General features: G+C 42.3%; 24 protein-coding genes. 14 read left to right on the top strand and 10 right to left on the bottom strand.

The features are described 5' to 3' along the window. Positions 1-31: 31 nt before the first annotated feature. The 4 genes from ACTWP7_RS01115 to ACTWP7_RS01100 are packed head-to-tail and all read right to left on the bottom strand — an operon-like array spanning position 32 to position 2277. A complete protein-coding gene (locus tag ACTWP7_RS01115) occupies positions 32-403 on the bottom strand; it encodes a J-domain-containing protein (RefSeq protein ID WP_443121675.1) in 372 nt (123 codons plus the stop codon). A gap of 14 nt (positions 404-417) precedes the next feature. After that, positions 418-882 (bottom strand): nucleoside deaminase, encoded by a 465-nt coding sequence (locus ACTWP7_RS01110; RefSeq protein WP_443121674.1) that lies wholly within the window; start codon positions 880-882, stop codon positions 418-420. Positions 883-884: 2 nt separating this feature from the next. Next, on the bottom strand, positions 885-1541 hold the full coding sequence (locus tag ACTWP7_RS01105) for an MOSC domain-containing protein (protein ID WP_443121673.1): 657 nt from the start codon (positions 1539-1541) through the stop codon (positions 885-887). Continuing rightward, on the bottom strand, positions 1531-2277 hold the full coding sequence (locus ACTWP7_RS01100; protein WP_443121672.1) for a YkgJ family cysteine cluster protein: 747 nt from the start codon (positions 2275-2277) through the stop codon (positions 1531-1533). The genes ACTWP7_RS01105 and ACTWP7_RS01100 overlap by 11 nt, the downstream gene beginning before the upstream one ends. 162 nt (positions 2278-2439) lie before the next feature. On the opposite strand from ACTWP7_RS01100, the gene mreBH reads away from it, so the two are divergent. From mreBH to ACTWP7_RS01075, 5 genes are all read left to right on the top strand, one after another. Beyond that, positions 2440-3450, top strand: a complete 1011-nt coding sequence (gene mreBH, locus ACTWP7_RS01095; protein ID WP_422164567.1) for a rod-share determining protein MreBH — start codon at positions 2440-2442, stop codon at positions 3448-3450. A gap of 269 nt (positions 3451-3719) precedes the next feature. Beyond that, positions 3720-4037 (top strand): hypothetical protein, encoded by a 318-nt coding sequence (locus ACTWP7_RS01090; RefSeq protein ID WP_014642098.1) that lies wholly within the window; start codon positions 3720-3722, stop codon positions 4035-4037. A gap of 66 nt (positions 4038-4103) precedes the next feature. Then, positions 4104-4463 (top strand): DUF1428 family protein, encoded by a 360-nt coding sequence (locus ACTWP7_RS01085; protein WP_443121671.1) that lies wholly within the window; start codon positions 4104-4106, stop codon positions 4461-4463. Positions 4464-4579: 116 nt separating this feature from the next. Beyond that, positions 4580-5701, top strand: coding sequence for an RNA-guided endonuclease TnpB family protein (locus ACTWP7_RS01080; protein ID WP_443121670.1), 1122 nt, complete (start codon positions 4580-4582; stop codon positions 5699-5701). Between the two features lie 188 nt (positions 5702-5889). After that, positions 5890-6810 (top strand): ketopantoate reductase family protein, encoded by a 921-nt coding sequence (locus ACTWP7_RS01075; RefSeq protein WP_443121669.1) that lies wholly within the window; start codon positions 5890-5892, stop codon positions 6808-6810. Positions 6811-7498: 688 nt separating this feature from the next. On the opposite strand, the gene ACTWP7_RS01070 is transcribed toward ACTWP7_RS01075, so the two are convergent. The 3 genes from ACTWP7_RS01070 to yfcC all read right to left on the bottom strand — a co-directional run bounded on the left by ACTWP7_RS01070 (position 7499) and on the right by yfcC (position 10883). Beyond that, positions 7499-8074 (bottom strand): M15 family metallopeptidase, encoded by a 576-nt coding sequence (locus ACTWP7_RS01070; protein ID WP_443121668.1) that lies wholly within the window; start codon positions 8072-8074, stop codon positions 7499-7501. Between the two features lie 113 nt (positions 8075-8187). Continuing rightward, positions 8188-9360, bottom strand: coding sequence for a beta-aspartyl-peptidase (gene iadA / locus ACTWP7_RS01065; RefSeq protein WP_443121667.1), 1173 nt, complete (start codon positions 9358-9360; stop codon positions 8188-8190). 32 nt (positions 9361-9392) lie between these two features. Further along, positions 9393-10883: a putative basic amino acid antiporter YfcC gene (gene yfcC / locus ACTWP7_RS01060; protein WP_443121666.1), complete on the bottom strand. Its 1491-nt coding sequence runs from the start codon at positions 10881-10883 to the stop codon at positions 9393-9395. Between the two features lie 160 nt (positions 10884-11043). Here yfcC and ACTWP7_RS01055 point away from each other — a divergent pair, with 160 nt between their 5' ends. The 5 genes from ACTWP7_RS01055 to ACTWP7_RS01035 all read left to right on the top strand — a co-directional run bounded on the left by ACTWP7_RS01055 (position 11044) and on the right by ACTWP7_RS01035 (position 16646). Then, positions 11044-13074 (top strand): sigma-54 interaction domain-containing protein, encoded by a 2031-nt coding sequence (locus ACTWP7_RS01055; protein WP_443121665.1) that lies wholly within the window; start codon positions 11044-11046, stop codon positions 13072-13074. Between the two features lie 745 nt (positions 13075-13819). Next, positions 13820-14458: a hypothetical protein gene (locus tag ACTWP7_RS01050; protein WP_443121664.1), complete on the top strand. Its 639-nt coding sequence runs from the start codon at positions 13820-13822 to the stop codon at positions 14456-14458. A gap of 143 nt (positions 14459-14601) precedes the next feature. Next, positions 14602-14805: a hypothetical protein gene (locus ACTWP7_RS01045; protein WP_443121663.1), complete on the top strand. Its 204-nt coding sequence runs from the start codon at positions 14602-14604 to the stop codon at positions 14803-14805. A 13-nt stretch (positions 14806-14818) separates the two neighbouring features. Then, positions 14819-15820: an NADPH:quinone oxidoreductase family protein gene (locus ACTWP7_RS01040; protein ID WP_443121662.1), complete on the top strand. Its 1002-nt coding sequence runs from the start codon at positions 14819-14821 to the stop codon at positions 15818-15820. A gap of 430 nt (positions 15821-16250) precedes the next feature. Further along, positions 16251-16646, top strand: coding sequence for a hypothetical protein (locus ACTWP7_RS01035; RefSeq protein WP_041601192.1), 396 nt, complete (start codon positions 16251-16253; stop codon positions 16644-16646). A 58-nt stretch (positions 16647-16704) separates the two neighbouring features. Here ACTWP7_RS01035 and ACTWP7_RS01030 read toward each other — a convergent pair whose 3' ends face one another. From ACTWP7_RS01030 to ACTWP7_RS01020, 3 genes are all read right to left on the bottom strand, one after another. Then, positions 16705-16899: a YwbE family protein gene (locus ACTWP7_RS01030; RefSeq protein ID WP_014642086.1), complete on the bottom strand. Its 195-nt coding sequence runs from the start codon at positions 16897-16899 to the stop codon at positions 16705-16707. A 96-nt stretch (positions 16900-16995) separates the two neighbouring features. Next, positions 16996-17208, bottom strand: coding sequence for a DUF2188 domain-containing protein (locus tag ACTWP7_RS01025; protein ID WP_422167841.1), 213 nt, complete (start codon positions 17206-17208; stop codon positions 16996-16998). A 65-nt stretch (positions 17209-17273) separates the two neighbouring features. Further along, the gene (locus ACTWP7_RS01020) at positions 17274-17729 is read right to left on the bottom strand and encodes a DUF2188 domain-containing protein (protein WP_443121661.1); all 456 of its coding nucleotides are present in this window, start codon (positions 17727-17729) and stop codon (positions 17274-17276) included. Between the two features lie 168 nt (positions 17730-17897). Between ACTWP7_RS01020 and pxpB the strand changes: the two genes are divergently transcribed. From pxpB to ACTWP7_RS01000, 4 genes are all read left to right on the top strand, one after another. Continuing rightward, complete coding sequence (pxpB, locus tag ACTWP7_RS01015; RefSeq protein ID WP_443121660.1) at positions 17898-18617, top strand: 5-oxoprolinase subunit PxpB; 720 nt, start codon at positions 17898-17900, stop codon at positions 18615-18617. Further along, positions 18611-19612 (top strand): biotin-dependent carboxyltransferase family protein, encoded by a 1002-nt coding sequence (locus ACTWP7_RS01010; RefSeq protein WP_443121659.1) that lies wholly within the window; start codon positions 18611-18613, stop codon positions 19610-19612. The genes pxpB and ACTWP7_RS01010 overlap by 7 nt, the downstream gene beginning before the upstream one ends. An 11-nt stretch (positions 19613-19623) precedes the next feature. Further along, the gene (locus tag ACTWP7_RS01005; protein WP_443121658.1) at positions 19624-20391 is read left to right on the top strand and encodes a LamB/YcsF family protein; all 768 of its coding nucleotides are present in this window, start codon (positions 19624-19626) and stop codon (positions 20389-20391) included. A 939-nt stretch (positions 20392-21330) separates the two neighbouring features. Continuing rightward, the gene (locus ACTWP7_RS01000) at positions 21331-21999 is read left to right on the top strand and encodes an O-methyltransferase (protein WP_443121657.1); all 669 of its coding nucleotides are present in this window, start codon (positions 21331-21333) and stop codon (positions 21997-21999) included. Positions 22000-22008: the final 9 nt, after the last annotated feature.

Genomic DNA, 22008 nt, shown 5'->3' with positions numbered 1-22008 from the left:
AATAAAAAAACACAGTCCTTAAACTGTGTTTTCAGAATCCAAAGTTCCTGTGGATTTTGTGACTATATTGACGGTAGGCTCCTGATTGGTTAACCTTCCTCTTTTCCATCATTAGATCAAATCGGATTCTCTTCTCGGATAACTCTTTTTTATAACGCTCTTCCCGTTCTGGATCCTTGATTTCTGCAAGAAGTTCTTCCAGTTGTACTATTTCTTTTTTTAACTGCATTTCCTCAGGAAGCATATGAGCATTTTTTAATATACGATATCCATTTCTGAGCTCGGCGGGAACGTAAGCGAGATCATCTTTTGGTAAAGGCTTTCCCTTACCGGGAAGGTCCTCAAAATCACCGCGTTTCATAGACTGCTTGATTTTTTCTTCGATAATATGACCAAAATCCACAGCTTCGCCTCCCCTTACTTGGATTCAGACGTTTTCCTGTAATACAAATCCATCGCATTCAACTCAGTATTTTGTACTGGATCGTAGACAAAACGTATTTCTCTTAAGTCTTTAGGTTTTGTCAACTCTTCATACACCTTACCCGATAATGACAATCCTGCTTGCGAAGCTTCTTCAACGGTTTGAGCAAAATGAATTTCTTTAATACCAGCGAAGTAAGCAGCGGTCAGACACATGGGACACGGTTCGCCACTTGCATATAGAGTACAGTCGCTTAAATCTGTCGTCCGTAGATGTTCCTGAGCTTTTCGTATAGCTACTAGTTCTGCATGCGCGCTCACATCTGGCTTTATATGCAGTTCATTAACCCCTTCGGCTACCGCTTCTCCATCTTTAACGAGTACTGCTCCAAAAGGATGCCCGCCTTCTCTCACGTTCGTTACTGCAAGCTTTAATGCTTTTTCCATCCATTCGTTCACAGCTACAGCTCCTCCTTTATTTTATGCAGGTGTTCACTCAGGGAATCACGTAAACCTTTTGCTAAAGCATCAACTTCAATCACACGCGTAAGCTTATGATGATTATTCACATCGTGATAACGTACCTCATTCACATCAGCTACGGTAACTGCTGATGGGTGACGTTCTACAAGTGTCATATCGTCTCCTGGTGTAACTTTTCCTTCTTTCAAAACACGCAGGTAAAAACCGGTATAACCTGTTTCCATGACTTTTGCCGGAAAATCTTTAATACCGTGAGTACGTGCAATAATATAACAGGGCTTTCTAGGTTCAGAAATCTGCAAAAGCGCATCCCCCAGTTGGAATTGATCTCCAATATGAACTTCGCGCTCATCAATTCCCTCAACCGTCAAGTTTTCACCAAACGCTGGAAAAGAAAAAGACTGACCATAGTGCTCGTCCCAATGCTTATAATGCTGAGCTGGATAAAGACAAACGGCCTTGTCTCTTCCACCATGATTTTTCTTATCTGCCTGCTCATCGCCTTCAAAATTATAATACGTTAAATAAACACCTTCCTGAACAGGGGTCTTCCTGTAGGCACTTTCCAGTTCCCCCTTCTCTGTCTCATACACCTCAGGGCGTCCTACATTCAAAGACAAGAGTTTATATTTCATTCAATGTCCCCTCTCTATAGCTTTTCACCCATGCCGGGAGATAATCGTAGCTCCATGCATCACTTGGATAATCAACAAATACATCTTCTCCATTTTCATACAAAGCCTGAACTAATTCATTGATCGCTCCAAAATAATAGGTGTACAAAAATTCGTAGCTGAAAGGTTCTTTTGGCATGTGATTCTCTGCGCAGACATTAGGGTCGCTGTAATTTAAATAAGTACGGCAAGGAATGGGACGAACCTCATAAGCCATACACAACTGCGTTTCCGGATCAAGCATTGGGCAAGGAAGGTTGAGCTTTTTGTATTCAAGCTTCGTATTTGGATCATCCGGATCCATAGCAAGAGCGGTATCAAGCTTCCCCGCCTGCTGATTGTAATATCGTTCCCAATGCTCAAAGATCGCATTCTTTCTTTGCTCAGAAAAATGTTCGATTGAACGAAACATCATTTTCGCTTCCATACGGCTGAGAACGATTGGAAAGTAGCAGCAGAAGGCACAGCCCTTAAAACAGGTCGCCCCCATTCCACTGAATGACTCCATTCGGTTAATTTCATGATCAACCTCTTTAAGCAGATTTTGAAAGCCTTGTAAAATCACCGTTTCGGTCTCAGCCTCACTATCTAGCAATTCATCTATAATGTTATCAAAAAAAGCCGGGTCAATTTCGTAGGATTGATTGAGCCGTTCACACTTTTCCAGAATTTCGTGATGTTTTAAAAAACGGTCCATTATAAAACTCCTTCTTTTTCGTTGACTATATTATACATGTAAGTAGGCCTATAAAACTACATTGTCAGAAAGATTGATTTTTGTATCGACCTTCTCTGTAAAAAACGTTACTATTAGTTTATAAAATAAACTAGAAAATGCCATCTCTGGAGGTACGCCATAATGTTTTCAAATGCTGAAATTGGAATTGATCTTGGTACAGCCAATATTCTTATCTATTCTAAATCTAAAGGTATGCTTTTAAACGAGCCATCTGTGGTAGCTTATAACACAGAAACTCAGACTGTCGTAGCCGTTGGTAAAGAAGCGAAAGAAATGGTAGGTAAAACCCCTAAACATATAATCCCTGTGCGTCCTCTGCGTGACGGAGTCATCGCTGATTATGATTTAACAGCTCAAATGTTAAAAGAGCTGTTGAAAAAAGTATCAAAAAAATCAGGAATGTCCATGCGCAAGCCCACGGTGGTCATCTGTACCCCCTCTGGCTCAACTTCTGTTGAACGACGGGCTATCCATAATGCCGTTAAAAGTTATGGAGCAAGAAATGTTCATCTAATTGAGGAACCTATAGCTGCTGCTATTGGTGCTGATCTGCCTGTTGATGAGCCAATCGCCAACGTCATTGTAGATATTGGCGGAGGAACAAGTGAAGTAGCCATCATTTCGTTCGGCGGCGTTGTGTCCTGTAAATCGATACGAACCGGCGGAGATGTGATGGACGAAGAAATTATTCATTACGTAAGAAAAGCTTACAATGTACTGATCGGTGAACGGACAGCAGAGGAAATTAAAATGGAAATTGGCTATGCTTTAATTGACCATCCCGAAGTTACCATGGATGTTCGTGGACGCGACATGGTTACCGGTCTTCCAAAAACGATCGAGTTAGCATCGACTGAAGTTCAATCAGCCATTAAAGAGTCACTAGAACAGTTACTGGAGACCATTCGAGCTACACTTGAAGACTGCCCGCCAGAACTAAGCGGTGATATTGTTGATCATGGCGTTATCCTGACTGGAGGAGGAGCGTTATTGAACGGCATGCAAGAGTGGTTATCAAATGAAATCTCTGTACCTGTTCATATGGCTCCAAGTCCTCTCGAATCCGTTGCTATTGGGACAGGGAAATCTCTGAAGATGATTCAAAAATTGCAAAAAGCGTCTACTAACTAATAGATTTTGAATTTAGAAGCAGCGCGCGTCCAAGAATCTATTTCCCTTTGATCTCAATTAAGCTGCCTCCAGATATACGGAATAAAGATGTACCTTGCGACGTCACACTCGCAAGGTTTCTTTATATGTGAATTCATTATGTCCTTCCATAATTACTTTTATGGACAAACGCGTCTAATTTGATAGAATAAAACTAGGACTTCAGCTTAAGATGCTGCTGCACGAACCCGATTAAGAAAGATTTTTTTGATAAGGAGCAGGATCTCATTATGAAACCATCAACACTATTAAAATGGATAACCGGAGCCTGCGAAGCATTTTTGGCCATCCCGATTGCCGGTGGTGCTTTTGTGTTAGGGAATGGCTGGGCTCCCCTTCTATTCATGTTTATTTTTCACTTAATCACCTTAATAGTATCCATTAGGGAAAATCGCTTTTTCGTAGGAAGTATCCTGGGCCTTGTCACAAGTGCCATAGGAGTTATCCCATTCATTGGCTGGATTATGCATACGACGACAGCTATCGTACTCTTAATAGATGCTGGAATTTCTTCTGGCACGGATAAAAGAGCAAAGCTGGCTAAATAATATCAGCATCTCATCACACCAGAAAATGTATTTACCAATCTTTCTATAATAGAGGAGGATGCGTCTATGTATACAGTACTTTGTTTCTTTAGAGTCAAAAAAAAGAACGTAGAACAATTCGTGAAGATGACTAGAAAAAGCGGCGACATCCTGGAATCTCACGGCACCATTTCCCATCATGTTTACTTTTCCAATATGCTTACCGGCAGACAAGGTTCTATGGGAGTACTCAATCTAATGGATGTCGAAGAGGATGAAGAGTTGCTTATGGCACAATCTGTATTCAACAGCGAGGATCATTATTACGAAGTGATGAAAAGTGTAAAATCGAATGACATGATCCATTACCTGGATGAATATATTAAAGATTTAGTAGAAATGACTCGTGTAGTCACTTCTTCTTTCACTACCAAAAACCCTCAATAAATTTTGAGGGTTTTTGTAATTACATAGCTTTCCATTTTAACGAACTTCCGAAAGAAGTCTCCCTCTTGAATCGTTTGAAGGGCGTAGCCCAACGGTAAGGGAGAAATGAATTTCGGTTGGGTGATAGCCCAAAACAGAATAGAGCATACAAATTCAGAATATATCCAACAGGTGAACAGTCTCTGATTATCCGTAAAACCTTCGGTTGTGTTCGCTTTGTCTACAACAAAATGTTAGCTGAACGAATAGAAACCTATGAAAACTTAAAAGATGATAAAGAAGCATTGAAATCCGTAAAACACCCCACCCCTGCCAAGTACAAAAAAGAGTATGAATGGCTAAAGGAAGTAGACTCATTAGCATTAGCCAACGCTCAACTAAATTTAGATAAGGCATATAAAACCTTTTTCAAGAGAAATGCCAAATTTCCGAAGTTCAAAAGCAAACGACACAACCAAAGCTACACAACCAATGTCGTAAACGGTAATATTCAATTATTGGATGGTCATATCAAATTGCCTAACCTTAAAAAGGTCAAAATGAAACAGCATCGAGTAATCCCTTCGGAATATAAAATCAAATCCTGCACCATTTCTATGACCGCATCAGGAAAATACTATATATCAATTCTTACAGAATGCGAAAAGGAAATCGAAGCCAAAGAAATTCAAAATGTGGTTGGGCTAGACTTTGCGATGGATGGTTTATTCGTTGATAGTGAGGGTGAGAAAGCCAATTACCCAAAGTTCTATCGACAAATGCTTGAGAAGTTAGCCAAAGAGCAACGCAATCTTTCTCGAAAGAGGAAAGGTTCTTCGAATTGGAACAAACAACGCATCAGGGTTGCGAAAATCCAAGAGAAAGTCGTCAACCAACGTAAGAATTTTCTGCACCGCAAGTCTAAAGAATTGGTCGCATCATATGATGCGGTTGTGATTGAAGATTTGGATATGAAAGGGATGTCACAAGCACCCAAATTCGGAAAAAGTGTCGCTGATAATGGATGGGGGATGTTCACCTCTTTCTTACAATACAAACTAAAAGAACATGGGAAGCAACTTATCAAAATTGACAGGTGGTTTCCTTCTACTAAAACTTGTTCGAAATGTGGTTTGGTAAAAGAAATCAAATTATCAGAGCATACTTATCAGTGCACTTGTGGTCTAAAACTCAATAGAGATTACAATTCAGCAATCAATATCAAAAAAGAAGGCATTCGCTTATTAGCAATTGCCTAATGAACATATAAACTCTTGGAACAAGAGGGTTAGCTTGGTCAATTTCGTCAGCTAATAAAAGTGGCGATTACCCAAGAAGCCCCCACTTCAATCAACCCGTAAGGGTGGGAAGTGGGGGGAGTAGTTCACGTGTAGTCATCAAGCAGACGTGCTATCATAGAATTACAATTTATTGGAGGTGGATGGAAATGAAAATCGTTGTATTAGGTGCAGGCGCTTTAGGAGCATACTTTGGTGCACGCTGGCAAGAAGCTGGACATGAAGTCGTCAATCTTGTAAGAGAAGGAAGAGCCGAACAACTCGAGAAACACGGATTACAGTTACATAGTAAAATGGGAGACTATACCGTTCCCGATCCGGTCATTGCCAGAGATCCCGAAGAAATTGAAGATCCTGACTTAGTCTTCCTTGCTGTAAAAGGTTATCACCTACACGGCACCCTGGATTGGCTGAAGCAGCTGGTTCAAAAAGGAGCCAAGGTTTTCCCAGTACTTAATGGCATGGAGCATATTAGTATTCTCCAAAAAGAACTGGGCGAAGAATCCGTGATTGGCGGGCTTTCCTATATTATCGCAACCCTTGATGAAAAAGGACACGTTGTACATTCCAGCGAATTTCACGACCTTGTGTTCGGACCATTGCACTTTTCCCAGCAATCCATATGTGAAGAACTTGCTTTTGCTTGTAATCAGGCTAACCTTAACGGAAGCATAAGCCCCAACATTCTAGAGGATATGTGGAAAAAGTATATGTTCATTTCTGCTTTTTCAGGCATTACGACGGCTGTAAATCAACCAATTGGGGAAATTCGATCCTATCCTCAGACTTTACGTATTGCGGAACATGTTCTATTTGAAATGAAGGAACTTGCTAATGCTCACCAGGTGAGTTTAACAGATGAGCAGGCGGCGAAAGCGTTTGAAAATTTACGTAAACTTGATCATGACATGACTTCTTCCATGCATCAGGACCGGAGAAAAGGTCTGCCGCTTGAGGTAGAACATCTCCATGGTGGAGCTTTACGGCTTGGAAGTGAAGTCGGTTTGTCCATGCCTTATACGGAAACCATTCACGCCATGATTAAACCATACGAAACGTACCAGCAATAATAAAAGCAGTGTCTCCATTTATGGGAGACACTGCTTTTTGTTTATTGCTGATTTTTATATAAAGCTTATTAAGCAATAGGGCCGGTTACTGTAAGACTCAGTTTCGAGATAATTTGGGTCCGTTACGATATTTGGAGAAGGGCTGGTGGGGAAATAGCTCACTTTCCTATGGGGGAACGGTGAGCTTCCTCGCTCGTTTCACTCCCTGCGGGATCTCACCTAGTTCCTTCTCCCATGGGAGTCTCGCCATTTCCCCACCAGCCCCAGCTTTATTAGGAAGAACGGCCCCTTCGGAAAAAGAGAATTCTGTTCTCCTTAACCTGGCTGGAATGCTTATATAACAGGCTCTATCCCATAGTTTCAGCCTGATAAAAGGATAAAGCTCAATCTAGTATTTCTTCTCAAGCAGTGAAGGGTAAAGCGGTTTCGAGCTTCTGATTTGGCAAAGTCCGGAGGGGGATGATGTAGACTCCTGTGGGATGAAAATGTCAGGGGAGACCCCGGAAGGCAAAGCCTGAGGAGGCTCCGCGCATTCCCACGGAAAGCGAAATCATCCCCCGAAGGACTGTCCTCTTAGCCTAAATATCTCGAAACTGAGTCTTCCAGTAATGGGAGCTTTTCTGTAAGAATGATCATGGAGATTTAGAATACCTTTATTATAGAAATTTAAACTTCAGCAGCGCGAGGTTTATTTATCTGCATACTCAGCTACGTTCGGCCTTTTGCCATATTTCAAATCTCGGATCGTTAAACCAAAGTCCATTTGTAGGTGAGGGTAATCTTTAAAGTTCGACCAGTCCCCTCCCCATTCAAAACCAAGATCTTTCGCAATCGCCACGACTTCCATCCAGTCTGACTTTCCATTTCCGTTGCCATCTCTTTCCATATCCCAAACCACACCATTGTCCGTTTTCAGGGCAAAATCAATGGCAAGTCCATAGTTGTGATAGGATTCGCCTCCCTTAGCGTGTGTCACGACTTGGCCTTCTTCGGAGCGTCCCCGTGCATAAAGCTCGTTTTGACTTTTAACCGAGCGGTGTCCATCCGTAATTACAATTTCTATCCCCTGCTCGGCAGCTAGAGCTACCAGTTCCTCTTTATATTCTTCTACTCTGGGATGAAGTTCCTCAGGCACAGGCACATCTTTTTTCGCAAAAGGAGAACCCGGCCATTGCTTTTCAATCTCTGGAATCAGGATATAGACGACCAGCCCGAGAGTCGCTATGAAAACGATAAAACTTATAAGCTTCGATAGGATTTTCAATTGATTGGCAATCCTTTCATCTAGTATCTAGTAATTTAAGAATACCATATGAAAAGAACATGAATCACTTTTTTTGATGACAGTCTTTAAGGTTCAGGTTTTCCATGCTTAATTTATTCAAACGTACCGTACACCATAACTTCCCCGTCCGCTACCATTTCCTGTCCTTTAGAGAATACTGTATGAACTTCAAGACTCTCCGGATCCATTAAGACAAGATCAGCATCTTTCCCAGCTTCAACCATTCCTTTATTATGAAGTCCCAGAATACGGGAAGGATTTGAGGTAATTACTTTTAGAGCATCCTCTAATGGTACCCCCTGCTGCTTCACCGCTTCTTTAAAAGCTTCATAAAGGGATTGGATTCTGCCCACTTTCATGCCAGTGAGATTACCGTTCTGATCAAAATCCGGCAGACTTCCCTGCGCATCGGATGTAAATGTAATCTGCTCTATAGGAACACCACGGTCGAGCATCCTCTTCAGTGCCTCACTGCTTTTCACTTCACCATCTTCAATAAACTTAGTAATGGTACTGGTAGTAAAGTCCACAAACCCACCTTTAAGGGCATAGTTAATACCCTCTTCAAATAACTTCGGTCTCCGATTAATATGGGTAGGATAAAATTGACTGATAGGCATATCCGTAGTGGAAACGACCTCTTCTATTAAAGACAAGCCATCCTTACTGTCTCCAACGTGAACGTTGACGACCCCTTTTTTCCCAGCGAGCATTCCACCAATCCTTGCCTGGGAAGCTATTTTAGCCATTTCCTCTACCGTCGGCTGGGAAGACCGATGATCGGCGATGGCTATTTCACCCGCGCCAATAATAAGATCTATCAGAATCAGGTCATCCTCTATTTTACCCGTCAATGTTTTCACAGGAACCTGATAGGATCCGGTATGAACGTAACAAGAGAGTCCTTCCTCCTGGAGAGCCCTCGCTTTCGCAACTAGATTAGTCATGGTCCGCGTAGTTCCATCTGTACCGATCACACCGACCACTGTCGTAACTCCATTCTTAGTAGCATCGGTCAGCTTCAATTCAGGAGTGCGGGAGCGGAAACTCCCCTCTCCACCTCCTCCCGTAATGTGCACGTGACCATCTATAAAGCCGGGAGTTAACATTTTACCTTCAGCCTCGATCACTCGGACGGAATCAGTTTTGCTTGATATGTCAATAAAGTTACTTACCTCTGCAATTCGCTGATCAGCGATCAGGACATCTTTTTTACCTGAAAACTCAGGAGTATATAGGACTGCATCTTTAATTAGTATAATCATCATAACTACCTCCTTCTGTTTTGTCTTTGTCTTTAAGTGAAGTTAATTAGTACAGCCGTAATAATGAACGCACTTGCCAAACCAAACATGATTAATTGGAACTTAATGATAAACGTGAACCATTTCCCCCAATCCAAGCGTGCAGCTCCAAGCGTCCCCATTAAAGCAGCAGATGTTGGCACAATGATGTTCGTTAACCCGTCTCCCAGTTGGAAAGCAAGCACCGCGACTTGGCGGCTTACACCGGCAATGTCGGCAAGTGGTGCCATTAGAGGCATAGTTAGAGCAGCCTGTCCTGAACCAGATACCACAAAGAAATTGAAGATGGATTGGAAAAGGAACATAAGCCAAGCAGAAATAACTTCCGGCACCCCTTCAAACAACTGGCCTGCTGAGTGGAGAACTGTATTAAGTACAGAAGCTGTGGTTGGATCATCTCCGCCCAAAATGATGATAATACCTTTGGCCATTCCAACGACCAGAGCAGCCGGAAGCAGGTCTTTCGCTCCTTGGGCAAATCCTTCCGCAATATCATTGACTTTCATATTATTCAATTTAAAAATTACCCCGATGATCCCAGCTACAAGACCAATCGTAAAGAACTGACTGGCAATCTCAGGAATATAGTAAGCGTGCTGGATAACTCCCCAAATAATCCATCCGATACCTGCTGCAACAGTCAGCAGTACCAGCATGTGTCCTGTTCTGAATTTAACGGTCATGTCCTGGTGATCAAAATCATCACGGAAATATTGATCAGAATCGTAGGATAATGATTGAGTCGGATCTTTGCGAATTTTGCTTGCATATTTCCATGTATAAAATGTCCCGACTGCTGTAAACACCAGCCACATTACAAATCGAAACGGAGTACCGGATAATACAGGTACATCTGAAACACCTTGAGCAATAGCTACTCCAAAAGGGTTCATCCAGGACGTCCCAAAGCCAATCTGCGTAGCTACATACGTAATCATGATCCCGGTGATCGCATCATACCCTAAGGCGACGACAAGAGGCACAAGAATCATGGCAAAAGCGATAGCTTCCTCTCCCATTCCGAAAACAGCTCCACCTAAGGAGAATAAAAAGAACATCACTGGAACAATCAGTACTTCTTTTCCTTTCGTCCGGTCAATAACGGATAGAATTCCTTCTTCAACCGCACGGGTTCTCATAATAATTCCAAAGGCACCGCCGATAATTAGTATAAAAGCAACGACTCCCACTGCAGAGCCCCACTTATCACCAGAAACGAGCCCTTCAAATACATAGTTTAATAAACCAGCACCTCCCCCGGGTTCAAATAAACTAGTACCTTCACTTGCTCCTTCTTCCACATTAAAGCTTCCAGGGATTAATACCGTCTGCGTTTCTTCAGCACCCGAATGTTCATACTTAACTTCTTTCGTTTCGAACATCCCCGCAGGTATGAGATACGTAAGGACCGCAGCCAATAATACGACAAAGAAGATAATCACATACGTATGTGGCATTTCGAATCCTTTTTTCTTTTTATCCATTACATGTTCCTCCTTTATTTTTTCCTCTCTCCTACTTACATGCAAAAACCATGCCAACTATAAATTCTGAATATTTAAGTATTTTATCTTTAAATAATGCTTATTTGGTTGTAATTGGGTGTTATAATAATAAACAATACAAACTAAAAGGAATGTTTACATGAATAATCATTTAACTCTGATAACAGGAACACCAGAAACTAAATTGGCTTTGCATGAACAACTTGAAGATATATTAGGGGAATTTATTCAAATTACAAGCTATGCGGTCGATGAGTATGTACCGGAGCAATTAAATGACCACCTTATCATTTTTTCCTCCTACTTGATTGAAGAAGAAGCCTCTCCTAATGTCTCACCTTCATCTACATGTATGACGGCACGCAGGACGATGAATTACCAGCATATTGACCGTTTGTTTGAACTTGAAAAAGGAACTTCTGTTCTTTGTGTGAACGATACACGGCAAATGGCGGAAGAAACAATTGATACCCTCAAAAAAATCGGGATGAATCACCTGTCCTACTCTCCTTACTATCCCGGTAAAAAGATAGAAAAAAACATTGAAACGGCTGTTACTCCGGGAGAAATTACTTTCGCACCTTCCTCCGTTAAGACGATCATGGATATAGGGGTTCGATTAATTGATATCACTACCTTAATCGAGGTGCTGGACCATTTTGAACTGAAGCAGCAGCTGGGCGGTACAATTTCCAGCCGGTATACAGGTAAAATAATTGAACTCAGCAAAAAGCTCGCTGATATGAATCGACAGACCGAGTTGTTGAACCATCACCTTCAACAGGTGGTAGATGGAGTGAATGACGGAGTAATGGCTATTGACCGCCACGGGAAAGTAACGGTCTTTAACCCTTTTATTCAAGAGTACAGCGGATTATCAAGTACTCATGCCATCGGTAGAACACTGCCCCAGTTATTCAAAGATACAAAACTGCTTCAATTTCTAACGAATCCCCAGGAGGAGGGCAAGTATTTTACGATCAATGGGTATAACCTGATGATCTACCGCGTGCAATGGGAGGAAAGTGACAATGTCATCTTCATTTTTAAAAATACGGATGAAACCATCAATATGGAGAAAGCTGCCCGTAAACAACTCCTGAAGACAGGATATATTGCTAAACATTCCTTCGATCATATTCTGGGAACCAGCCCTTCTATCCAGCAAACCAAAAAAATAGCCAGGCAATTAGCCAGTACCGAACTGCCCGTATTGATTCAAGGAGAAAGCGGCACGGGCAAAGAATTATTTGCTCACGCTCTTCACCACCATTCAGCGCGCGTCTATGAACCTTTTCTTGCCGTAAATTTCAGTGCTCTGCCGGAAGATCTACTTGAAAGTGAATTATTTGGATATGAAGAAGGCTCCTTCACTGGAGCGAAGAAAGGAGGAAAGAAAGGATTATTCGAACAGGCGGATGGAGGCACCATCTTTCTGGATGAGATTGGAGATATTAGCTTAAAACTGCAAGCAAGACTGCTGAGGGTTATCCAGGAGATGGAGATCCGGAAAATTGGCGGCACCAAAACGATCCCCATTAATGTAAGAATTATTGCTGCAACGAACAAAAATTTATTGGACTTAATCGATAAGGGAGAATTCAGAGAGGATTTATATCACCGGCTGAAAGTGCTTTTTTTAACGGTCCCTCCTTTAAGGGAACGTAAAGCAGATATACCTGCTCTGGTAAGACAATTCTTACAGGAGAACCAAATACGAGATCAGCAGTTTGATCCTGCTTTAATGAATGAATTGATCCGTTATGACTGGTACGGAAACATTCGAGAATTAAAGAATACGATCTCCTACCTAATTACCGTATCCGAACAGCCCGTTATCACTATGGCAGACTTGCCAGGTGAGGAGTTCTTTCAGAAACCGAAGGTACAGTCACACTCTGGCTCAGAAAGTGTTATGGATGAAAGATTAAATCAAACAGTTTTAAATGTAGTGAAGGACTTGAATGATTCTTTCACCAATGCCAGCCGGAAAAAAATCTATGAAAATCTTGATCACAGTACCCTTTCATTATCAGAACAGCAGATCAGAAGAGTGCTTGATAACTTGAAAGCTCGTGGATATGTAACGATTAAACGCGGACGCTCAGGAACCCAAATCACCCCCGAAGGTCTTGCCTTCTTATCAAGTTCTAACTCTATAAATTTTTAGATTGAGTCTTCCAGATAAGCTCCCGTTTGTTGAAGACTCAGTTTCGAGATATCTCGTGAGAGAGTTAGGTCCTGCGGGGAACGACTCGCTTTCCGGCCCTGCACGACGCAGGGTCGTTCGACGTTGCCACAGGACGTGGCGACCTTAGTCGAACATCCCATGTGCTGAGCCTCCTCAAGCTAACGCTTTCCGGGGTCTCACCGATCATGTTTATCCCACAGGAGTCTCCCCGTTCCCCTCCGGACTTTGCGATATCTAGAGCTCGAAATTGTGTTTGAAAAACTCTGGTTTATGATGGAGAGACATTTTTAACAACGAGCTTATCCAGCTGAATGAATCCCGTTATATAAGCATTTGAGGTGGATCAAACTTTCCTTTTCGCCTATAGAAATGTCCGTTCACTCTTCATTCATAAGGTGGCGAAGGAAACGACGAGACTCCCGCGGGAGAAGGAGCTAGGCGAGACCCCACAGGGAGTGAAACGAGCGAGGAGGCTTGCCAGTTCCCCCGCAGGAAAGCGAGTTGTTTCCGTAGCCACCCTCATCAAATTTCTGGAAACGGACTCAATTTATCTCGAAACTGAGTCTTACATTAACCGGCCCAATTGTTTAGTAAGCAGCTGAAAAATAATCAGCAAAGTTTTCAGTGTCTAATTCGTGGCCGGTTCGTGCGCCGTGTTCCTTCTCCCTAACAGGTGATATACTAAGGGTATCATTCGACAAGTTTCAAAGGGGGACCAGGGAAGTTGAAGTTTTTTAAGCGAAAACCATCTAAAACATTCTATGAAATTTTCATGGTCCTCCTTGCTGGACTTTCTGTGGCCACCATATGGCAGGAAACAGGTTACAATAGCGTCATTGTCTGGAGTACGTGGGGAATTTTTTTCGTGGACTTCCTCTATAGGCTTTATAAAAGTGAGAGTAAATGGGGATTTGTGAAGAAGCATCCATTTATCGTAATTGCAGCTATTCCGCTCGATGCTATTTTTCAATTCGCCCGCGTAGCGCGTATTCTACACTTACTCCGGCTCAAATCGATCACGAAATACTACACTCTGCCTTTTATCCGATTTTTAAAAAGACAGCATCTGCTCTTAGTGACTGGCATTACGTTTGTACTCATTTTTCTATTAATCATCCCTTTAAATATGATAGAAAATGAATTGGATTCTTACAGTGATGCCTGGTTTACAGCTATCCTTTCTCTGACTTTCTTCGGAAGATCCGGCTTTGAACCTGAAACGGCCGGTGGCTATACAATCATTGTCATTTTTACTATACTTGGCGTTATTATTCACGGGCTCGTGATCAGCACAGCTTTCGATTACATCGTGCACTCTTCCCTTTTTAAAACCATAAAAAATAAATTAATCAATCATAAGTAAACTCCTCCTGATCTAAGGAATGGAGTTTATTTTTATGATTTTTTTTGGAAGAGAAGCCATGGTTTATAAGCTGGCTTCAGGAGTTTAATAAATGGCTAAAAAAGGAATAAGGCAGGTGTATCCCATTTAATGGAGGTGGCCTTATGGCTGAACAAGATAAGCGTAAGCAAGAAAGAGATCAAAGTTTTGAAGAAAAATTAGAAAAAGAGAAATTAATTGATGGCATGCCTAATGAAGAAATTAAGAAAGAAGAACAAGAACAGGAAAAAGGCGAAAAGTCCAAAAATGATTCTCTGACAGAAGAACAATACGATGAAGATCTTCGAAATAAAGATAAAAAAGATTAAATGAGGTGTAAAGATGACAACTTTTCAAGCCTATAAGATCGATAAAGACGGAGACACAGTAAAAGGAAAATTGGAAGATCTTTCAGCCAAAGATCTTCCATCCAGTGATGTGTTGATTAAGGTTCACTACTCCAGCGTGAATTTCAAAGATGGTATGGTTTCCCAGCCTGATAACGCCCTTGTGAAAGATTACCCGATTATCCCTGGAATAGACCTGGCCGGTGAAGTAGTCCGCTCACGAGATGATCGGTTCAAGAAAGGCGATCAAGTCATTGCCACAAGTTATGAAATTGGAGTATCACATGATGGCGGGTTCAGCCAGTATGCCAGCGTTCCTGGTGATTGGATAGTTCCTCTTCCCGACGGTCTAACACTTGAAGAGTCGATGATTTATGGTACGGCTGGTTTCACTGCTGCACTATCTGTCTATCGCCTTGAGCAAAATGGCCTTACTCCAGATCAAGGTCCGGTACTTGTTACAGGAGCGACCGGCGGAGTAGGAAGTATGGCCGTAGCAATGCTTGCTAAACGCGGATATATAGTGCATGCGAGTACGGGAAGTGAAGAACATACCGAATACTTAAAAGATCTGGGTGCTGATAAAGTACTTTCCAGAGAAGATGTTTATAATGGCAAAATCAAAGCGTTAGCGAAGCAGCAATGGGCTGCTGCTGTCGATCCCGTCGGCGGCGAACCTTTAGCTTCAGTTCTTAGCAAACTCCAGTACAATGGAGCAGCTGCAGTCAGCGGATTAACTGCGGGCGTTAATGTGCCTACACAAGTTTATCCTTTCATACTGCGGGGAATTAGTCTCCTTGGCATTGATTCCGTTTATTGTCCAATGGAAACTCGGAAAAAAGTATGGCATCGAATGGCGAACGACTTAAAAACCAAAGAAGTGTTTAATCGTATGAAAGTAGTTATTTCTTTGGATGAAGTTGAGGAAAAATTACATCAGATTCTTAAAGGTGAAACAAGAGGCCGTACAATAATTAAGTTGCAAGATGACGAATAGGTAGTTGCATTCAAAACGCACCGGATTGACAAACGTATCCTTGAATACTATAATAATTAATTAGTGCCTTAGATAAGGCAACTCGGAAAATGAAAGAGTGATATGTATGAGACTGGCATTCTGCTACGTTTTGATACGACTTAATCACACTGGATCAGCTTCGGAGCTGTAAGGATGCAATAGAGGTAGGGATTGCGTCGTTTAAGTTGATAAAACTACCATGTAGAACTAATCAACCGCGGCAAAGGTTGGGATTCAACAACCAACGCTTGTAATATTTAAAAAACAAGTTTAAGAAAACTTTATTTTTTCCGATGTAACACAAAAGCGGGTCAGACGACGGTCTGGTCCGCTTTTTCCAATTTAAAAAGGTTTATCATATATGGCTTATGGTAATATAACTCGTATAGAAATAGAAGGAGGTACGAAGATGGCTGAATTCACGAATCGATTAGAACCAGAAGAAGTCCGCTTCTTAATGGACTTCTCTGAATTGAAGGATATTGTAACAGAAATATTGGGCGAGGCGAACACTCTCGTTAACGTTGAGATAGATTATGATGAAATTGAAGAACCAGGCGGCATCACCATCATCCGTCCTATGGTTAAACTGCAAGAAACCAGCAGCCTTACTGAAGAAGACCGTCATAAAATTCTCTCATCTGGATTATCCATTGACCGAGAGCCCTTCGATAATGGAGATCACGCTATGGAACGAATTTTCGGAACCTCCTATACTGTCCTGGAAGCTACTAGTGATGCAGATGGAAATTTCTTCACAATTGAAATGCCTTTCCGCAGCTATATGGATGAAACCAAATCCTAGTATCAAAAAACCAGCTTGAGAAAGCCTGTTGCTTTTTCGAGCTGGTTTTTTATATCGTTTAAGTATGAATATTCTTTACACGGCCGACCTGTCCATCTTCCAGGCGGACTTTAATTCCATGGGGATGGGAGGGCGACTTCGTCAATAAATCTTTCACGATCCCTCTAGTCACATTCCCACTTCTCTGATCTTTCTTTAATACGATATCTACCTCTAAACCAGGCTTAATATCACTTCGCTTCTGTCCGTTCATGGTTCATCCTCCCTCTATCATCGTTTACCTATCATACCATATTTTCATACAAAAAGAGCACCCTGGGCAGGGTACTCTTGTATGACTCTTGCGTTACTATTCAGAATAAGAATAATGATTCTGGATCGTGCCATCCTGCTTATGGATGATTGCACTTGTACCTTTATTCTGAGCAATTTCTTTTGCTCTGTTAATCGCATCCTGTTTATTTTCATAAACCTTCGTTGGTTGATCGGCACCTTCTGCCTTCACAGCCCAGCCATCTTCATGAGCTACTACATGTTCGGATTGATTTTTACTATCTGCCATTGCAATACCTCCTAAATATTGTATTAATTGGTATATATCCCCTACAACCTTGCATTAAACCTTTTTTAATAATCCGTTTTTTCTTGGATGCTTCCATCCTTCTTATGGATAATCACTTGAGTTCCTTTGTTCTCCGCTACCTCTTTAGCACGGGAAACAGCTTCTTCTTTTTTTTCGTAAACATTGGATGGTTTCTTTGCATCTTCTGCCTGTACAGCCCAACCATCTTCATGAGGCACCACGTGCTCTCCTTTATCTAATAACTCAGGGCGATTTTCATACTGCTGATCGTCCTGATCTCTGCTTTGTAATTCATCATCGCCCATCTGCTTCGCTTCGTTGATTTCATCTTTGGTTGCATTCTCATACCATTCCTTTGCCTGTTCGGTTGCAATAGGAATGGCCCTCCCTTCATCATATCCTTCATCGAGCATAGCATTTGCGATATCAATAGCCTTCTTTTTAACTGGCGTATCCAAATTTTTTAAAGAGCTAGGATAATCATTCATATTCCAAGGCATCGTACGCCCTCCTTTTAACAAATGGTATAATTATATTTACCGCATTCCGCTTTTCTGTAAACGAAAACACCTTCTTTACCACCTAAAATTTTGAAGAATAAATGTCTATTCAAAGGGAATAGTTTAATAGGATAGGTGAAGGAATAGTTTATTTAAGGAGGCTTACTGATGAACTACCATTTTCAACCTCTTGGAGATCAGGCAGTTGTCATTGATTTAGGAAATGAGATTTCACAAACGATTCATGAAGAAGTGCAGTCGATATCAAAGTTATTAGAAGAACATCAACCAGAGTGGATGATTGAATACATACCAGCCTTTACCAATATAACCATTCTTTACAGTCCTCTATTTGTCTATCAGCAAATAAAGCAAACAGACACCCTTCCCTACGACTGGGTGTGTGACCAATTAAGACAAATGCTCACACAGAACAAGCGCGATAAAGTACCTGAACCTCGGACGATTGAAATACCTGTATGTTATGGAGGGAAATACGGTCCCGATTTATCCTATGTAGCCGAGTACACGGACCTTAAAGAAGATGAAGTTATCAATAGACACATGAACGGAAATTATATTGTGTACATGATCGGGTTTGCTCCAGGCTTTCCTTATATCGGGGGAATGGACGAAACTATTTCCACTCCCAGAAGAGATGATCCAAGGCTTGAAATACCTGCAGGATCCGTAGGAATTGCCGGAAGCCAAACAGGAGTTTATCCGATTACTACACCGGGAGGGTGGCAATTAATTGGGCAGACTCCCCTGCAGTTATTTCAGCCTGAAGAAGACCCACCTTCTCTTTTGCAGGCAGGGGATAAAATTAAATTTACGTCCATCTCAGAAAAAGAGTACCTCGCAATTAAGGAGGGGAAATCATGCTGAAAGTTCTAAAATCTGGTCTGCTGACTACCATTCAGGACCTGGGACGGTATGGATATCAGAAATATGGAGTCATTACGAGTGGAGCGATGGATCCAGAAGCCCATCGAATTGCTAATCTGCTTGTAGGAAACGACCAACGCACTCCTACAATGGAAATAACACTTAAAGGTCCTGTGCTCGAATTCCAGGAAGATGCACTGATAGCCATCTGCGGCGGAAACCTCTCACCTATGATTGATGGAGAGACCGTTGGGCTATGGCGACCGATATATATCAAAAAAGGAAGTGAACTTAGATTTGGAAATCCCAAAAAAGGGTTCAGAGCTTATCTGGCTATCGCAGGAGGTTTAGATGTAGCTTCTGTAATGGGAAGTGCCTCCACTTACCTGAGAGCAGAAATCGGTGGTTATCAAGGCCGGGATCTGGATAAAGGAGATACCATCAACTTTGGCGAATTATCAAATGCTTCGCGAAAAGCCTTTGACCAACTCAAAGATATGGCAGGAAGTCAGCCTTATCAGGCTATGGACTGGTTCGTGGCTACTGAATTCAGCGCCCCTATTCAGGGTGAGCCCAAACTTAAAGTAATGGAAGGCCGGGAGTTCCATCTATTTACCGACGATAGCCAATCTTCATTCTTTGAAGAAAGATTCCAAATTGATTCTCAATCAGACCGAATGGGCTACCGCCTTCAAGGTAGTAAATTAGAACTTAAGAAGCAAAAGGATATGATTTCAGAGGCCGTAACGTTTGGCACCATACAAGTTCCACCAGAAGGCAACCCGATTATTCTGCTTGCTGATCGCCAAACTACAGGAGGATATCCTAAGATTGGTCAAGTAGCCACCGTGGACCTCCCACGCATCGCCCAATTAAAACCCGGGGAGCAAGTGAGCTTCGAACAGATTAGTCATAAGCAAGCTCAGCATTTATTACTCGAGCGCGAAACACAAATTCAACAGCTGGCACAAGGAATTAGATTTAAATACCGTTAGGAGGAACGTACATGCCTATTGTAGATATTAATTGTGACATGGGAGAGAGCTTTGGTACTTATACAAAAGGCAGAGATGAGGAAATTCTAAAATATGTAACGTCTGCTAATATTGCCTGTGGTTTCCACGCTGGGGACCCATCCATCATGAGGAAAACGGTCAAGCTGGCTGCGGAAAATAATACAGGGATTGGAGCTCATCCCGGTTTTCCCGATTTAGCCGGGTTTGGACGCAGAAAGATGGATGTCACTCCTGAGGAAGCTTATGATCTTGTCGTTTATCAAGTGGGTGCATTGAACGGATTTGTAAAAGCAGAAGGACAGTATCTACAGCACGTTAAACCTCACGGAGCGTTGTTTAATATGGCCGCTCAAGATAGAAAGCTGGCTGATGCTATTGCCCAAGCCGTTTATGATGTAGATCCCGAACTTATTCTGTTTGGTCTTGCGGGAAGTGAGCTCGTTCAAGCCGGCCGCCACGCCGGACTGCGAACGGCAAGTGAAGTCTTTTCAGACCGTACCTATCAACAGGATGGCAGCCTTACCTCCAGAAGAGATCCCAATTCTTTAATTACCGATCATCAGTCAGCGGTAAAACAGGTTATCCGTATGATCAAAGAAAATAAAGTTACCAGTCTGCAGAATGTAGATGTTGAAATCGAACCGCAAACGATATGTATTCACGGTGATGGAGAATCTGCTGTAGAATTTGCAGCGTATATTACCAAAGCATTGAAAGAAGCCGACATTGAACTATCTAAAATCAGCAGCTTTCTCTGATAAAGGGTACTATCAAAAATTATTTGATTTTTCGTAAGCACGTTATTTCACAATAGGGCCGGTTAATGTAAGACTTAGTTTTGAGATTTTTTATGAGAAGAAAGGTCCTGCGGGGGATAATTCGCTTTCCGCGGGCATGTGCTGAGCCTCCTCAAGCTAACGCTTTCCGGGGTCTCACCGATCATGTTCATCCCGCAGGAGTCTTCATTATCCCCCTCCGGACCTGGCTAAATCAGAAGCTCGAAACCACTTCAACCATCACCTGCATAATGGAGTATTAGCCCATGTAGTTAGGATGTAACGACCCACATGGCCCTTCATGAAAGCATTTCATACAGATTACGGAGGAGAACCAATCTCTTCTGGAAAAGTACGTTCGCAACATTATAGTTGGGGTGGTGGGGAAATGGCGAGACTCCCAAGATTAAAAGCGGAAGCACCTTGGTCAGCGGCGTATGGACTGGACTGAGCTGGCGGAGATAAAGAAAACACGAAGAGCGGAGCGATTCGATGTTGCCTTATCGTACAGAAGTGAGGGAAGTCTCACTAGACGCTAGGTGCTGGAGCTGGATAGCTCTCCACGCCGTTTAGGCATTGGTTTTTGACTACTCCTATCCAGAGTGTAAGAACGGGAGAAGGGACTAGGTGAGATCCAGCAGGGAGTGAAACGAGCGAGGAAGCTCACCGTTCCCCCATAGGAAAGTGTTCAAATGTGGAATCACCCCGAAAGACACGACCAGCATAAGCCGAGCATCAAAAGGATGGTGGTTTTTCCGTCCGTTGATGAACGGCTTATGTCTCGAGTGTCTGGGTGATGGAACAAGACGAGTTATTTCCCCACCAACCCTTATCCACCTAATGTAACGGCCCCTATTTATCTCGAAACAGGGTCTTCCAGTATCGGGAGCTTTTCTTTAATAAAATTAAGGAGGTCTTTTAATGAGTACACAGAAAACTTGGACCGAGGTGGATGACTATTTTAATAGCCAGCTCGTTCAAGAGAAGGACGCGATGAACGAAGTTTTAAAATCTAATTCAGAAGCTGGTCTCCCTTCCATTGATGTCTCAGCAGCCCAAGGAAAAATGCTTCACGTGCTGGCTAAAATCAAAGGAGCTAAGCGGATTCTTGAGGTTGGAACTCTGGGTGGATACAGTAGCATTTGGCTGGCAAGTGCTCTTCCTGAAGATGGCCGACTTGTTACATTGGAAGCAAGTGAAAAACACGCTCAAGCAGCAAGAAAGAATATAGAACATGCTGGACTTAAGGAGAAAGTTGAGATCCTCCTCGGCCCAGCAAATGAAACTTTCCCCTCACTCGCAGAGACGGAAACTGATCCTTTTGACTTTGTATTCATTGATGCAGACAAAAGAAATAACCCTTCTTATATTAAGTGGGCGATAGATCTATCGGCGCGAGGGGCCTGTATTGTGGTAGACAATGTGGTCCGCCATGGAGAAGTCGTGGTAAAGGATAGCCAAGATCCGGACATTGAGGGTATTCGTGACATGTTTGATATTCTATCAAATGAACCACGTATTGATTCAACAGCGATTCAGACGGTAGGAAGCAAAGGATATGATGGATTTCTGCTGGCGGTCGTAAAATAACTTAATAAG

The sequence above is a fragment of the Halobacillus sp. B29 genome, assembly GCF_052246755.1.
Classification (GTDB): Bacteria; Bacillota; Bacilli; order Bacillales; family Halobacillaceae; genus Halobacillus; species Halobacillus halophilus.
The sequence above is the reverse complement of the archived record's forward strand: the minus strand, read 5'-3'. Positions and strand labels throughout refer to the sequence as shown.

What these genes read in the sequence shown, in the direction of transcription:
- ACTWP7_RS01055 (WP_443121665.1), top strand. Translation starts at nt 11,044, where the DNA reads ATGAATAATCATTTAACTCTGATAACAGGAACACCAGAAACTAAATTG.
- ACTWP7_RS01005 (WP_443121658.1), top strand. Translation starts at nt 19,624, where the DNA reads ATGCCTATTGTAGATATTAATTGTGACATGGGAGAGAGCTTTGGTACT.
- iadA (WP_443121667.1), bottom strand. Translation starts at nt 9,360, where the DNA reads ATGATTATACTAATTAAAGATGCAGTCCTATATACTCCTGAGTTTTCA.
- ACTWP7_RS01010 (WP_443121659.1), top strand. Translation starts at nt 18,611, where the DNA reads ATGCTGAAAGTTCTAAAATCTGGTCTGCTGACTACCATTCAGGACCTG.
- ACTWP7_RS01030 (WP_014642086.1), bottom strand. Translation starts at nt 16,899, where the DNA reads ATGAACGGACAGAAGCGAAGTGATATTAAGCCTGGTTTAGAGGTAGAT.
- ACTWP7_RS01085 (WP_443121671.1), top strand. Translation starts at nt 4,104, where the DNA reads ATGTATACAGTACTTTGTTTCTTTAGAGTCAAAAAAAAGAACGTAGAA.
- ACTWP7_RS01105 (WP_443121673.1), bottom strand. Translation starts at nt 1,541, where the DNA reads ATGAAATATAAACTCTTGTCTTTGAATGTAGGACGCCCTGAGGTGTAT.
- ACTWP7_RS01000 (WP_443121657.1), top strand. Translation starts at nt 21,331, where the DNA reads ATGAGTACACAGAAAACTTGGACCGAGGTGGATGACTATTTTAATAGC.
- mreBH (WP_422164567.1), top strand. Translation starts at nt 2,440, where the DNA reads ATGTTTTCAAATGCTGAAATTGGAATTGATCTTGGTACAGCCAATATT.
- ACTWP7_RS01025 (WP_422167841.1), bottom strand. Translation starts at nt 17,208, where the DNA reads ATGGCAGATAGTAAAAATCAATCCGAACATGTAGTAGCTCATGAAGAT.
- ACTWP7_RS01020 (WP_443121661.1), bottom strand. Translation starts at nt 17,729, where the DNA reads ATGCCTTGGAATATGAATGATTATCCTAGCTCTTTAAAAAATTTGGAT.
- ACTWP7_RS01035 (WP_041601192.1), top strand. Translation starts at nt 16,251, where the DNA reads ATGGCTGAATTCACGAATCGATTAGAACCAGAAGAAGTCCGCTTCTTA.
- ACTWP7_RS01045 (WP_443121663.1), top strand. Translation starts at nt 14,602, where the DNA reads ATGGCTGAACAAGATAAGCGTAAGCAAGAAAGAGATCAAAGTTTTGAA.
- ACTWP7_RS01040 (WP_443121662.1), top strand. Translation starts at nt 14,819, where the DNA reads ATGACAACTTTTCAAGCCTATAAGATCGATAAAGACGGAGACACAGTA.
- ACTWP7_RS01100 (WP_443121672.1), bottom strand. Translation starts at nt 2,277, where the DNA reads ATGGACCGTTTTTTAAAACATCACGAAATTCTGGAAAAGTGTGAACGG.
- yfcC (WP_443121666.1), bottom strand. Translation starts at nt 10,883, where the DNA reads ATGGATAAAAAGAAAAAAGGATTCGAAATGCCACATACGTATGTGATT.
- pxpB (WP_443121660.1), top strand. Translation starts at nt 17,898, where the DNA reads ATGAACTACCATTTTCAACCTCTTGGAGATCAGGCAGTTGTCATTGAT.
- ACTWP7_RS01075 (WP_443121669.1), top strand. Translation starts at nt 5,890, where the DNA reads ATGAAAATCGTTGTATTAGGTGCAGGCGCTTTAGGAGCATACTTTGGT.
- ACTWP7_RS01090 (WP_014642098.1), top strand. Translation starts at nt 3,720, where the DNA reads ATGAAACCATCAACACTATTAAAATGGATAACCGGAGCCTGCGAAGCA.